We start from the raw sequence: 12345 nt of genomic DNA on the forward strand, positions 1-12345 counted from the left end.
ATTATAGGGTAGGGGCATCGTCTATGCCCAAGTCGTCCCAGATAGTATCGATTCTTTGTTTCACGGCCTCATCCATCACGATTGGGGTTCCCCATTCACGATCGGTTTCGCCTTCCCACTTGTTGGTGGCATCCATCCCCATCTTCGAGCCCAGACCCGCAACAGGCGAAGCAAAGTCGAGATAATCGATAGGAGTGTTTTCTATCATGACGGTATCGCGCTTGGGATCCATACGCGTGGTGATGGCCCAGATAACATCGTTCCAGTCACGACAATTAACGTCTTCATCGACGATAATAATAAACTTGGTATACATAAATTGGCGCAGGAATGACCAGGCTCCCATCATCACCCGCTTGGCGTGCCCTGGGTACTCTTTTCGTATCGAGATCACCGCCATACGGTAAGAGCAGCCTTCTGGTGGCAGATAGAAATCGATAATTTCAGGGTACTGCTTGCGCAGAATCGGCACGAAGATTTCATTCAATGCCACGCCCAACATAGCTGGCTCATCAGGTGGACGGCCGGTGTAGGTACTATGGTAGATAGCGTCTTTTCTGTGGGTTATATGGGTCACTGTGAAGACAGGAAATTTATCTGTCTCGTTGTAATAACCGGTATGATCGCCATAGGGACCCTCTTCGGCCATCTCCTCGGGATCGATATAACCTTCTAAGATGATCTCGCTGGTGGCGGGAACCTCCAGATCACAGCTTATGGCCTTGCATACATCGGTGCGCTCACCACGCAGCAGGCCCGCGAAGGCATATTCGCTCATGGAGTCGGGTACCGGAGTCACGGCCCCTAAGATGGTTACGGGATCTGCACCCAGCGCGACGACTACCGGGTAACGTTCACCGGGGAATTTCTCTTTAAAATCTTTAAAGTCGAGCGCGCCACCACGGTGATCGAGCCAACGCATAATCAGTTTATCTTTATCGAGCAACTGTTGACGGTAGATCCCGAGGTTTTGTCGTTTCTGACGCGGCCCCTTAGTGATGGTCAGTCCCCAGGTTACCAGAGGAGCGACATCGCCGGGCCAGCAATGCTGGATAGGGAGTTTAGTCAGGTCGACATCACTGCCGGTTTTTATTACTTCCTGACAGGGAGCGTTGCGAACCGTTTTCGGCGGCATATTCAAGGCTTGCTTGAACATAGGGATCTTGGATATAGCGTCTTTAAAGCCACGTGGTGGCTCAGGCTCCTTCAGGAATGCCAGCAGTTCACCGACCTCTCTGAGTGCGAGGGGATCTTCTTTACCCAGTGCCATGGCGACGCGTTTCGGTGTGCCAAACAAGTTTGCCAATACCGGCATCTCGTTGCCAACCGGATTTTCAAACAGCAGAGCAGGGCCCTTGGCGCGCAACACACGATCGGCGATCTCTGTCATCTCAAGATGGGGATCGACCGGATGGCTGATACGTTTAAGTTCACCATTCGCTTCCAGGTGGCTTATAAAACTGCGTAAATCCTTAAAACTCATGTGGAATTACTCGCTGCTATTAAAGTGTGATATGGCGCGCACTATACCATTTTTAGTACGCATGTTTAACTGCTTAGGTTGATTTATGAGGAGACAATAATACCAATCAGTATAAGAAAGTGATCTACTCAGCGTGTTTTTTGGCAACTAATTCAAGGCGAATGGATGATGGAATGGTTGTTCCCTTGTAAGGCCATTCAACGCAGAAGTAGGCAGCCCAAAACACGCCTAACAGGCGAGTTTTAGCGCATCCGATGCTGTGTTAACGAGCTTTAACGTAGAATAACTATGTTCTTCACTCGTTGCCTTGCCTCAGAAGCGCTAAATTCTCGCTGAGCGATCACATCTTTATACTGATTGGTATAAATAGATAAGATAGAGGTAAATTACTTCTTGCTGTAAATAGGAGTAATATAGGGGGACGGTCAAGTCTGCTCTGATGATAGAGCGAGTGTGGAGGGAGGCAAATGAGTCAATTATCTCGTGTTAGACGGGCTGTTATCTTGTGTGGTTTGCTGTCTCTTTCAAGTCTAAGTGCACAAGCTTCTGATCGCTTCAATTGGAGCAGTAATGTGTGGGTTCAACCTACCTGGAGCAGTAGCTGGGGTCATCACTATCCAAACTATAATAGTGGTTGGCGTTGGGGTGTTGGAGTCAGCACAGGATCACCTTACTGGAATAATCACGGCTATTATTGGAACAGACCTTGGTATCGCCCTTACTGGCGTAACAACTGGGGCTATCCTTATCGCTACGATCGTAGAGAGTATAAGCGTCCCGAGCCTAAAGTCATAGCACCACCACAGAGAGTGACCACCAGTGTGCAATACGCATCTGGCCTGAAAAGCTTGCCTGAAAATGCCCGGGTCATGCAAAGAGATGGCCGCACCATCTATGAGTGGCAAGGGATCGAGTATGTGTTCGATTGGAGCAGCGAGACCTATCGAGAGTTGAGGTAGAGCAGTATTGGTGAAGTGCTAGTTTTCATCCACACTTTCGACATATGTTTAAACCCACCTCACTATAACGTTTATTTATAACTTTCATGATGGCTATTTGGTATCGTTCTATAGGTAGTGATAAGTAAATAACTTAGTAATAAGTTCAATTTAAGGTTTAATCTTCAGGTATTTCATGTTTTTAGAAACCGCATCCATGTGTGATTTTTAAGTGTATATATTTGCATCTCTGATATATTACTGTTCTATGAGTGATGGAGTGGGGATATTTTTATTAATGTTCGTCTTGTTAAAAAGATGCTTTTGCCTTATGTTTTAATATCAGATTTACAAGTGTGCTTTAGGTCAACTTTTAATGATTTCTGTTTAATTGTCAGGATGACAATTGTATTCATTTTAAGTGCAAGGGAGTTGTTATGACTGGAATATTCAGAAGGCAAGCCGTAGAGGCTCAAAAAAATAAGTTGCATGGTGATATTTCACTGGCGCAACCCTTGTCAATTTATAGTGTCGTTCTTGCACTTCTCGCTATTGTTGTAGCCACATCCATTTTTCTCTCTTTTTCAAATTATGCACGTAAGGAAACGGTTAGAGGCTATATCGTTCCAGATAAAGGTGTAATAAAAACCCATGCAAGCCGAAGTGGGAATGTAATGTTAATAATTTTAAGTTAAGGAATGTATTATGCGGGTTTCGGGGGGGATAGCTAACAATACATGAGATTGAGTAGGGTAATGGTGGTATTACTCCAAAATTACCTTTGGCATGTATAACTGGATCCGGCTTTGTCTTGAAGGTGCAGCTGGTGCAATATGGATTGCAAAACTGTTAAAGTGAGGAGACGGATGATTAAGTTATGTATTGAACAGCCTCAGCTTTTGGCGTTTCTAACTGGTTCGATATTCGGAGCTGTATTAATTTCTATTGGATATTATATTGGTTAGAGCTATTTTGTTCGACTCTAAGGAGATTTTCTTTACTTAAATAAAATAAGTGCCCCCTGAAGTCTATGGGGTTACTTCTTTATTTTTTAGGTAGAGTAATAGTTAGGTGTAGTGTTACTTCGTTGTTGAAGAACTTCTAAGTCCAGATTTTTGACTGCTGTGGTTGGTGGCTGAATATTTAGAAGTGAAATATTTAAACAACTTAATTGTATGGATATTATATGGGTATTTATATGGATAATAAATTGAATGTGAATGATATTGTTATACCAATACTTTTTGTTTTGGGGGTAATAGGTGGATGGACCTTTGGCTTAGATTTTTTTGCAGGTTAGTGGACATGCCTGTATTGAACTCTAGGAGGGTTTATTTTTTACAGGTAATTGAACTATTTTAAACGCCTAGGTCATTCAAAGGGATGACTCATACCATCTATGAGTGGCAAGGGATCGAGTATGTGTTCGATTGGAGCAGCGAGACCTATCGAGCCTTGAAATAATTCGCCATGACAAGGCTTAACCTTCTCACTAAAAGCATCATGGTCGGTTTCCGAACGTCGACCATGCTGTCACTATCGAAAGCCGAATACTGGTTTTGAGCGTTTCCTTCTCCCCCCTCACTTCTAGAGCTATGTTCGTTCGCAGTTACCGGCTACAACTCTTACTGAGAGCGGAGCATGGAATTACCGAGAACAGATAAAGCGTCATTTCTTTCCTATACTCATAATTGTCCCTTCCTATTTTCATTGTTTGTGTTTGCCTGAGTGCCGTTTATGAATGACTTGAAAAAATCTGAGATCCTTACCGAGAGTGGTACCAACGAGCTCGAAATTATCGAGTTTCATCTGCATAAATTACTCCCCGATGGCGGTTTTAAAGTATGTCATTACGGGATTAATGTGGCTAAGGTGCGTGAGGTGATTCTGGTGCCGAGCACATCTGATTATCCTAATGCTCAGCCGCATATGGTGGGTGTATTTTCCTTAAGGGATATCTTGATCCCCTTGGTAGATCTGGCCGGGTGGCTTGGGATCCCGACGAAAGATGACTTGACTCATAAGGTTGTCATTGTCACCGACTTTAACAAGATGATTAATGGTTTTTTAATCGATAGTGTTCGCAGTATTCATCGGGTGTCATGGGAGCAGGTCGAATCCCCCAGTCAGTTTTTAGAGGCGGGCGAACAGGATTGTGTCGTCGCCGTTGTCAGGCGGGAGGGGCATCTGATTATGGTGTTGGATTTTGAGAAAATCATCGCAGATATCAATCCGGAATTGAGTATGGATAAATATGATGTACTTCAGGATAAGAGTGTCATTATCGACGATACCATGCTGGCTAAGCGTGAAGCTAAGACCATACTGGTTGTCGATGATTCCGCGTTTATCCGTAAGATGATTGAAAATACATTGAGATCGGCTGGGTATAACATTATTACAGCGAAAGATGGTGGCGATGCTCTCGAGATGTTACTGGAATATGAGCGTTTAGCCGTCGATGAGGGGGCTTCGGTTAATGATTTCGTCAGTGCCATCATTACCGATGTGGAGATGCCCCGCATGGATGGTATGCACTTAGTGAAGCGCCTGCGTGATACGAGTGCCTATAGCAATATGCCTATTGTAATGTTCTCGTCTCTGATGAGTGAGGATAACCGCAGTAAGGCGTTGCAACTCGGCGCGAACGACACCATAACTAAGCCAGAGATCGGTCGCATGGTCGGTATGATGGATGGCTACGTGCTCGATGATTAAACCGTTGTTCTTTTGGTAGCCAATTTGTTAGAGCGGCTGAGAGGTGGTTAATTACCGCCAGCAGACTTTAAGAACATCTGATATCGATTAACGGTAAATTGATCTTCCCGGTACTGTTTATCGAAGCTCATACCTAACTTGAGCAGTACATTGATCGATGCTCGGTTTTCGGCTGCGGCATCACCGACTACCCGATCCAGCTCCATCTCTTGCCTGGCATATTCGACACACGCCATATTCGATTCCGTCGCGTAGCCCTTGCCCCAATGCTCCGGGTGAAAGCGGTAACCGATATCGACCGCCCCGATACGACTTTCGTTCTTGAACCCGCAAAACCCGATCACCTTGCCGGTTTCTTTCAGTACCACCGCCCAGCGGCCATAGCCAAACTTGTCATACTCGACTAACCAGATATCGCGGATGATCGCTATCGCATCCTGTAGGCTTTCACACATGCCGGCATCTCCCGTGTAACGGTTTACCTCCTCCGGGGCATTGAAATGGAGTACGGCTGCGGCATCATTAAGATTAAACTCTCGGATAATGAGGCGCTCGGTCTCGGTAATTATTCGGCTCATGTCACTCCTGCTTTTTGTTCGGTTAGCCTTTGTATTGGCTTTTAAATTCACTCTTGTATTAGTTTTTACTTTATTTTGGTGGCATTCGTCCAGTCACTATTGCTGGCCTGCTTAACGAGGTGTACTCCTCCTTGCAGAAATCATTCGGGATTTTATTGGGGGCTTTATTTCGAAGGTAATAACCTAAGTGGTTGTTAAGTAGAGGTTCAGCTCGTGATGATAGAGTGAGTGATATGAAGAGTATTACTGTAAAACTCTGATCTTTAGGAAAGAGTGAATGATAAAAAAATTGATGAACAGATCTATTATCTTAGCCAGTAGCCTTATTTTTTTGGCAAGCTCAGCTCTTGCATCCCCTCAAACAGCCGTTACCGCACAACTGATAAAATCAGAAACCGAAGGTTCAATGCTTATCTGTGAATATAGAACGATGAAGCAAGTTCATTTCAAAGTCCTCTTTGCCAATCAGAGCTGTCCACTGGCTATACAGGTTGAGCATTAATCCTGTTGGTTTCATCTGATTATTTGGCTGTCCAAGACAGCCGGGATTATTCTCAAATTCGCTTATCGCTATATAGTCAGCAGTTACCTACCACCGAACCTCGGCTAAGGGGTTGTCGCCTTCGGCTATGATAGCTTTGACTATGTGATTCTCGCCATCGAGCAAGATGAGGCGTGGGATCCCGGCGTTGGCAAACTTGGCGTAGATGCTGCGGTCACTATCGGCGACTAAGGGAAAGTTTATCTGATATTCATTGGCAAACTTATCCAGTACCTCTTTGTTCTCTTCTCGGCCAATACCTATGATATCCAGGTTGGGATCTAAAATAAGATCCGATGCCTGCAATGCTTTCATTGCCCGTTGAGAGTCGGGGCACCAGGTCGCAAACAGGATCAACAACTTGGCATTGTGTGACTCGGTGAGATCTATGCTATTACCGTGAGAGTCGGTGAAATGTTTGACCGGTACGGCTTGCCCGGTGCTGACATAGGTCAGGTATTCAACTTTAGCCGTTTCAGAAACGGAACTTGCACAGCCTGAAATTGTAAGGGCCATCGTTATCATAAATATTGTAGCTAGCTGTTTCATCGGATCTCCATTCATTTGATAGCGAATAATATCAATCGGTATAAGCTAGCAAAATTCCACTTTCATGTATAAACAATTGTTCACTGTTGACAGATGTATGAGGAAAAACTAAGGTAGAGTCTGTACACTCCATTTCTGTTCGTTAAGCTATTGATTAACAGTGGTTATCAAGGATAATAACGTGTTATTAACACTCGCCAATACTTACTACTATCTATAGCCACAATGGCGTAGATAGAGGTTATTTTTAGTCCCCCCCTCATTTTTAGATCACACCATTGTGGCAATTCCATCTATTGTTCGGAAATTGGCCATGATACAGGGCTTGTTCCGGCTACATTCTCTCTGTTTTGGAACACCATAAATGAATAAAAGTAAAATCTTCGGTAGCATGCTCATAATTGCCGGCACGACCATAGGTGCGGGTATGTTAGCCCTGCCTCTTGCCTCCTCGGGTCTGGGCTTCGGTGTCGCGAGTATTATTATGCTGCTCATCTGGTCTCTTATGACCTATACCGCATTGCTGATGATCGAAGTGCACCAATTTGCCCCCGCCGATGCGACCCTACACACCTTGGCGTATAAACTGCTGGGCCGAAAAGGGCAGCTCATTGCCAGTTTCTCGATGATGTTTCTGTTTTATGCGTTATGTGCGGCCTATATCGCCGGTGGCGGTGAGCAGATCCATAGTAAGCTCACAAGCTGGTTTGAGCTGGATATCCCTATGCAGTTGGGGGCGATACTCTTCACTGTGTTAATTGGTACTGTTGTGGCGATTGGTACTCGCTCTGTCGATATGATTAACCGCAGCTTATTTTCCTTGAAGTTAATTGCCTTAGTCTTGATGTTGTTCCTGCTTTTGCCTCACGTGTCTGTCGATAACTTAGTGGCGCTGCCTGTGCATCAAGGGCTCGTATTAGCCTCATTGCCTGTGATTTTCACCTCGTTTGGTTTTCATGGTTCTATTCCATCTATCGTGCGTTACTTAGGGAAGGATACTAAGGCATTGAGGTGGATCATTGTGGTGGGATCGGCACTGCCGCTGGCGGTTTACCTCTTATGGATGCTGGCCAGTCAGGGGGTTCTGACACAAGGTGATTTAATGGGGAGTCAAAGCCTCAATGGGTTCATCGGCTCTCTGAGCCGCCTGCTGCATGACCCTATGATAGCGAACACGGTATCGATATTTGCCGATCTCGCTCTGGCTACCTCATTTCTTGGTGTCAGTTTAGGCTTATATGACTTTATTGCAGACCTGTTGAAGCGCAGCACTAAGCCGAGCCATAGAGTTCAGGTCGCCCTGGTGACATTTATGCCGCCATTGGGATTTGCGATGTTTTACCCTCAAGGGTTTATCGCAGCTTTAGGCTACGCGGCATTTGCGTTAGTGGTACTGGCGATCTTCCTTCCGGTGGCTATGGTATCGACTCAGCGCAGACAAGTCGGGTTAGGTGGCTACCGCGTTAGGGGCGGAGCATTGGGACTCGGATTAGTGACCTTAGCCGGTATTTTAATCATGACGGTGCAATTGTTGCAGATGTTTGATGCTTTGCCTGCTGTCGGCTAGTTAGCCCGAGAATGAGAATATTGCGCTATTTAGGGGGATTATTGGCTGAAAAATGGCTGATTAAGCATTTATTTGTTTTAACGGATTGTTTTTTAGTCATTTGATTCATGTGGGGCTTTACATTGAACTCAAGTATCCCTATTATCAGCGGCGTTCGGAGGGATGGCAGAGTGGTCGAATGCACCGGTCTTGAAAACCGGCACGGGTTTATAGCCCGTCTAGGGTTCAAATCCCTATCCCTCCGCCACATTCAGATGAAGCCCCAAGCAGAAATGCTTGGGGCTTTTTCGTATATTCAATTCAGAACCCTAGGGTTCCTATTGTTTAAAGTCAGCTATCCCGGCGCCATATTAAGATGAAGGGCTACTCGAAAGAGTAGCCCTTTTTCGTATACTCAATTTAGAACCCCATGGTTCCTATTGTTTGAAGTCAGCTATCCCGGCGCCACATTAAGAAGAGCCCGATATCGAAAGATATCGGGCTTTTTGCTAACTATAGCTTAATGAAATTGAACCCATTGTTCCTATTGTTTAAAGTCAGCTATCCCTTCGCTATCTATTTCAGTGCAAAGTAGATGTCGGTGACACGATCACTAGGGGGAAGTACCAGTCGCTAAGATTTACGTTTTAAGCGCATTAATAATCAAAGAGACGGTATGAGTATAATTTTGATTTGTAGTCTTTTTGGTTGTGTTATGCATGAATTGCAAATGATTCTTCTAATTTGTGGGTAAAAGAAAGTCGATTACTATATTTGCAAAGTGTGATTTGAAACGATGGCACCATACTATGACTGCAGTTAAAGTATGGTGCATGCAGCAAAAAATATTTCCGGAATACACTCATGAAAAAAATTGATCATCTTGATTCCTTCACATTATCCGTATTTGTAGAGCTTTATGAACAAAAGAGTGGAACCGCTGCAGCCGCAAAATTAGCGATAACTCAGTCAAAAGTAAGCCGAACGTTGACGTCCCTTCGTCATATTTTTGAAAATGAACTGTTTATTAGACAGCAGCATGGCATGAAACCAAACCATCTGGCAGACCGACTCTACCCTCTGGCCAAAACGTTAGTCGCGAACTACCAGTCTCTGGCTCATACCATGGAGATCACCGTAGCAGAAAACAAGGCGGTTAATATTGCTGCTCAGGGGAATTTTCACAACATAATTTTTGACTGCTTGAATCAAGTTACTATCGGTGAGGGGAGCCCGTTTTCTTTCGAACTACACACAATTACATCAGACTTTCAGAAAAAATTGGTTAACGGTGTTTTTGATTATTGTATATCCATCAACCCTGCCCAAGCGGACGGCATCACCCGGTATGAAATAGGAGAAATAGGCCGCTATTTCTTGGTCGCAAAGAAAGGGCACCCTATCTTCAATTCTAAAATCACATTAGAGAACATACTCAAATATAAAGTAGCCATATCAAATTATGCTTTAGACGAGCAGAAAATGCCCCGTATCGATAAGATTGCCTACCAGAAAAAACTCCCAATCACCGTTGCACTAAAAATTTCTGACTTGAAACTGCTGCTCGATTATCTTGAGCTTGGTGACTGTGTAGGATTGGTGGCAGGATCGGTTTTCCTTCATACGCTGCAAGAAAGACCGGAGCTTGAGTTCCTCGACATTACTGAATTATCAACTAACTTGTTTAGTGAGACATCCACCTACAAAGAACTTAAATATTATTTACAGGCAAATGACTCTAGTGATCATATTTTAGCATTAAAGTTAGCTGAGAAGTTACGGGAGCATTTTTCTTATGATAACCAGTGATATTCGACTTTGTTGATCGAATCACCCTCCAGGCAGTTTTGTCCCATAAGCTTTCCAAGCTTAGAGGTCATTCCCCATTTTCAATGCCTGAATATCAGTTAAAGATATATCGTTGCCTTTCGCGTACCAATACACCTGCAAATCAATGAATATTGCCAATGTTGAAACAGTTTCATTGATGAATATGGAATTGAGGTACCGCTTATATAGTGGCAAGCGACCACTATCGTGGAGAAGTTCAATTTAAGCTAGCAATACACACGTTATACACGTTTATGGTTCCATAACTCTTCCATACCACCGAGCATATCCTTCCAGTTGTAATTGGTTACCTCTGAAATACCATAATCTCAGCAGACGTCCTTGATCATTTACTTATCAGAATTGTTGAAATTTTGTTTGTAAACGTTTTGTCGATCACAATTTGTTTTCTGCTTTAGGGCTATTATCCTTTCGCAGGGAAATGGCTAAGTTATTGTTTTTTAAGATATTTATAATTGGAATATGCAATTTGTCACTATGTGGAATTGCAGATTTTCAATAACTGGAGAGATGATTATGAATTTAGATAGACGTCAGGCGATGGGAAAAATTGTTGGTTTTGCCGGTGCCGCAGCAGTGTCACCCGCCGTGTTCGCCGCTGATACATGTCCGGTCGATGGTGCTATCGGTTTAGGTAGTGATGGTGGTGCAGATTTGGGGGCGAACTTACTGGCATACGTTGAGTTGGATCCTTTTGAAGTCGCCAAGCGTGCCTATGAAGGCTATGTCCGTGGTGGTTGTATGTACGGTGTGTTCAATGCCGTAGTTAAGGAGCTTGCCGCTCAAGGGCATGAGGATGCCTGTAATTTTGCCGCCATTCCAACCAATATTACAGTCTATGGTGGCTCCGGGGTTAAGGGCTGGGGCTCTATCTGTGGCTGCGTCAACGCCGCGGCTATGATTGTCAACATTCTGGGCGGTGTCGATCAGGTTGCCGTTATCGGTGCTATCAACCGCTATTATGAAAAGACCCCTATGCCCCGTGGCGATGATAAATTTATGAATTATATCGGTGCACCTATTTTCCACAACGATGCCGGTGAACTGCTAACTCCTGATATGATTGGTCAATCTACGGCCGATTCCATCTTATGTCACACTTCGGTCTCACACTGGTCTGCTGCAAGTAAGTACGGTGGGGCCCATAAAGCTAAGTATGAGCGTTGTGCTCAGGTGACAGCAGAAGTGGCTTTCAAGACGGTGGAGTTTTTAAACCAGGCGCTCAAAGGCGAGTTAACAACCGATCCTGAGCTGGAGATGGTCGCTAAAGGCAATGATGACTGTTACGGTTGCCATACCGGAACCAAGCGTGAGCCTGATACCTATATTGGCTCGGATGTGAATTCCTTTATGGAATGTCAAACTTGTCACGCGCCGCATGATGTTACGTCTGGCCTGACAGGCATGCACGCGGATGCGACTTGTAGCACTTGCCACAACTAAGGGAATAATTATGCGTAAATTACTTATAACCGCTTCCCTGGCATTGCTGTTGTCAGCCTGTGGCTCAGATGATGATGTGAGCGTTGAGCCAATTGATCCGGTTGATCCAGTTGTTCCGGTTGAGCCGACTGATCCTATATCTGCCAGTGTCACCATAGATCAGGCTAACGAGATTGATGTCATCATCAGCTCGGTTGATCCTCAAAGCTTTGCCATCGCCTTTACCTTGACCGATGCAGACAACCAGGCGATCACCGATGCCGGTAGTGATTTCGAGGTGATGTACCTGAGTATGCCTGCCGAGATAACTTCGGCGTTTAGCATGCCCTGGCATAATGCCTCAAAATTTGGCTGCGATGCAGAAGAGTCTGATTGTATCGATACACTGGTTGAAGTGAGTCCGGGCTCTTATACCTTTACTCCTGCCAGTCAACCTGTCTTCAATATGGATACTCAAACTTTAAGGCTATCTGTTATGGTTGCTGGCGCGTTAGCTCAAAGCAAACCAGAAATAGTAAAACCTATAGGCGATCACTTTTGGTTACCGACGAGTTAGCGCAAAGCAAACCAAAAATAATAAAGCCTACAAAGAGTTAAGGCAACTGAAACCACGGCTCCCCTGAGCGGTGGTTTCTATATTCTGGTGACTTGATTTATTGTGTAATTAAGTCATTCTCTTCTTTCTTTTTAGTTGCTGA

11 protein-coding genes and 1 tRNA gene are annotated in these 12345 nt (G+C 44.6%); 9 read left to right on the forward strand and 3 right to left on the reverse strand.

The features are described from left to right. Position 1: 1 nt before the first annotated feature. Positions 2-1483 (reverse strand): 4-hydroxy-3-polyprenylbenzoate decarboxylase, encoded by a 1482-nt coding sequence (gene ubiD / locus SSED_RS02655; protein WP_012140855.1) that lies wholly within the window; start codon positions 1481-1483, stop codon positions 2-4. Between the two features lie 467 nt (positions 1484-1950). Between ubiD and SSED_RS02660 the strand changes: the two genes are divergently transcribed. From SSED_RS02660 to SSED_RS02670, 3 genes are all read left to right on the forward strand, one after another. Next, entirely contained in the window at positions 1951-2442 is a 492-nt protein-coding gene (locus tag SSED_RS02660; RefSeq protein WP_012140856.1) for a hypothetical protein, read from the forward strand. Between the two features lie 416 nt (positions 2443-2858). Then, the gene (locus SSED_RS02665) at positions 2859-3116 is read left to right on the forward strand and encodes a hypothetical protein (RefSeq protein WP_012140857.1); all 258 of its coding nucleotides are present in this window, start codon (positions 2859-2861) and stop codon (positions 3114-3116) included. 1042 nt (positions 3117-4158) lie between these two features. Continuing rightward, positions 4159-5139, forward strand: coding sequence for a chemotaxis protein (locus tag SSED_RS02670; protein WP_012140858.1), 981 nt, complete (start codon positions 4159-4161; stop codon positions 5137-5139). A 47-nt stretch (positions 5140-5186) separates the two neighbouring features. On the opposite strand, the gene SSED_RS02675 is transcribed toward SSED_RS02670, so the two are convergent. Continuing rightward, entirely contained in the window at positions 5187-5717 is a 531-nt protein-coding gene (locus SSED_RS02675) for a GNAT family N-acetyltransferase (RefSeq protein WP_012140859.1), read from the reverse strand. Positions 5718-5994: 277 nt separating this feature from the next. Here SSED_RS02675 and SSED_RS02680 point away from each other — a divergent pair, with 277 nt between their 5' ends. Then, positions 5995-6219 carry a hypothetical protein gene (locus SSED_RS02680; RefSeq protein WP_041421506.1) on the forward strand — a complete coding sequence of 75 codons (225 nt, stop codon included), beginning with the start codon at positions 5995-5997 and terminating at the stop codon, positions 6217-6219. An 87-nt stretch (positions 6220-6306) separates the two neighbouring features. Here the strand turns inward: SSED_RS02680 and SSED_RS02685 are convergent, their stop codons facing one another. Then, the gene (locus SSED_RS02685) at positions 6307-6807 is read right to left on the reverse strand and encodes a TlpA family protein disulfide reductase (protein WP_012140860.1); all 501 of its coding nucleotides are present in this window, start codon (positions 6805-6807) and stop codon (positions 6307-6309) included. 364 nt (positions 6808-7171) lie between these two features. Here SSED_RS02685 and SSED_RS02690 point away from each other — a divergent pair, with 364 nt between their 5' ends. The 5 genes from SSED_RS02690 to SSED_RS02710 all read left to right on the forward strand — a co-directional run bounded on the left by SSED_RS02690 (position 7172) and on the right by SSED_RS02710 (position 12203). Then, positions 7172-8374 carry an aromatic amino acid transport family protein gene (locus tag SSED_RS02690; RefSeq protein ID WP_012140861.1) on the forward strand — a complete coding sequence of 401 codons (1203 nt, stop codon included), beginning with the start codon at positions 7172-7174 and terminating at the stop codon, positions 8372-8374. Between the two features lie 156 nt (positions 8375-8530). Further along, positions 8531-8621 (forward strand) — tRNA-Ser (locus SSED_RS02695). A 596-nt stretch (positions 8622-9217) separates the two neighbouring features. Continuing rightward, positions 9218-10162, forward strand: a complete 945-nt coding sequence (locus tag SSED_RS02700; RefSeq protein ID WP_012140862.1) for a LysR family transcriptional regulator — start codon at positions 9218-9220, stop codon at positions 10160-10162. Between the two features lie 558 nt (positions 10163-10720). Continuing rightward, positions 10721-11647: a C-GCAxxG-C-C family protein gene (locus tag SSED_RS02705; RefSeq protein WP_012140863.1), complete on the forward strand. Its 927-nt coding sequence runs from the start codon at positions 10721-10723 to the stop codon at positions 11645-11647. Between the two features lie 10 nt (positions 11648-11657). Continuing rightward, positions 11658-12203: a hypothetical protein gene (locus SSED_RS02710; RefSeq protein ID WP_012140864.1), complete on the forward strand. Its 546-nt coding sequence runs from the start codon at positions 11658-11660 to the stop codon at positions 12201-12203. Positions 12204-12345 lie beyond the last annotated feature (142 nt).

This window comes from Shewanella sediminis HAW-EB3 (genome assembly GCF_000018025.1).
Taxonomy (GTDB): domain Bacteria; phylum Pseudomonadota; class Gammaproteobacteria; order Enterobacterales; family Shewanellaceae; genus Shewanella; species Shewanella sediminis.

Excerpts from the sequence above, each read along its gene's own strand:
- ubiD (WP_012140855.1), bottom strand. The coding sequence starts at position 1,483 with ATGAGTTTTAAGGATTTACGCAGTTTTATAAGCCACCTGGAAGCGAAT.
- SSED_RS02660 (WP_012140856.1), top strand. The coding sequence starts at position 1,951 with ATGAGTCAATTATCTCGTGTTAGACGGGCTGTTATCTTGTGTGGTTTG.
- SSED_RS02665 (WP_012140857.1), top strand. The coding sequence starts at position 2,859 with ATGACTGGAATATTCAGAAGGCAAGCCGTAGAGGCTCAAAAAAATAAG.
- SSED_RS02670 (WP_012140858.1), top strand. The coding sequence starts at position 4,159 with ATGAATGACTTGAAAAAATCTGAGATCCTTACCGAGAGTGGTACCAAC.
- SSED_RS02675 (WP_012140859.1), bottom strand. The coding sequence starts at position 5,717 with ATGAGCCGAATAATTACCGAGACCGAGCGCCTCATTATCCGAGAGTTT.
- SSED_RS02680 (WP_041421506.1), top strand. The coding sequence starts at position 5,995 with ATGATAAAAAAATTGATGAACAGATCTATTATCTTAGCCAGTAGCCTT.
- SSED_RS02685 (WP_012140860.1), bottom strand. The coding sequence starts at position 6,807 with ATGAAACAGCTAGCTACAATATTTATGATAACGATGGCCCTTACAATT.
- SSED_RS02690 (WP_012140861.1), top strand. The coding sequence starts at position 7,172 with ATGAATAAAAGTAAAATCTTCGGTAGCATGCTCATAATTGCCGGCACG.
- SSED_RS02700 (WP_012140862.1), top strand. The coding sequence starts at position 9,218 with ATGAAAAAAATTGATCATCTTGATTCCTTCACATTATCCGTATTTGTA.
- SSED_RS02705 (WP_012140863.1), top strand. The coding sequence starts at position 10,721 with ATGAATTTAGATAGACGTCAGGCGATGGGAAAAATTGTTGGTTTTGCC.
- SSED_RS02710 (WP_012140864.1), top strand. The coding sequence starts at position 11,658 with ATGCGTAAATTACTTATAACCGCTTCCCTGGCATTGCTGTTGTCAGCC.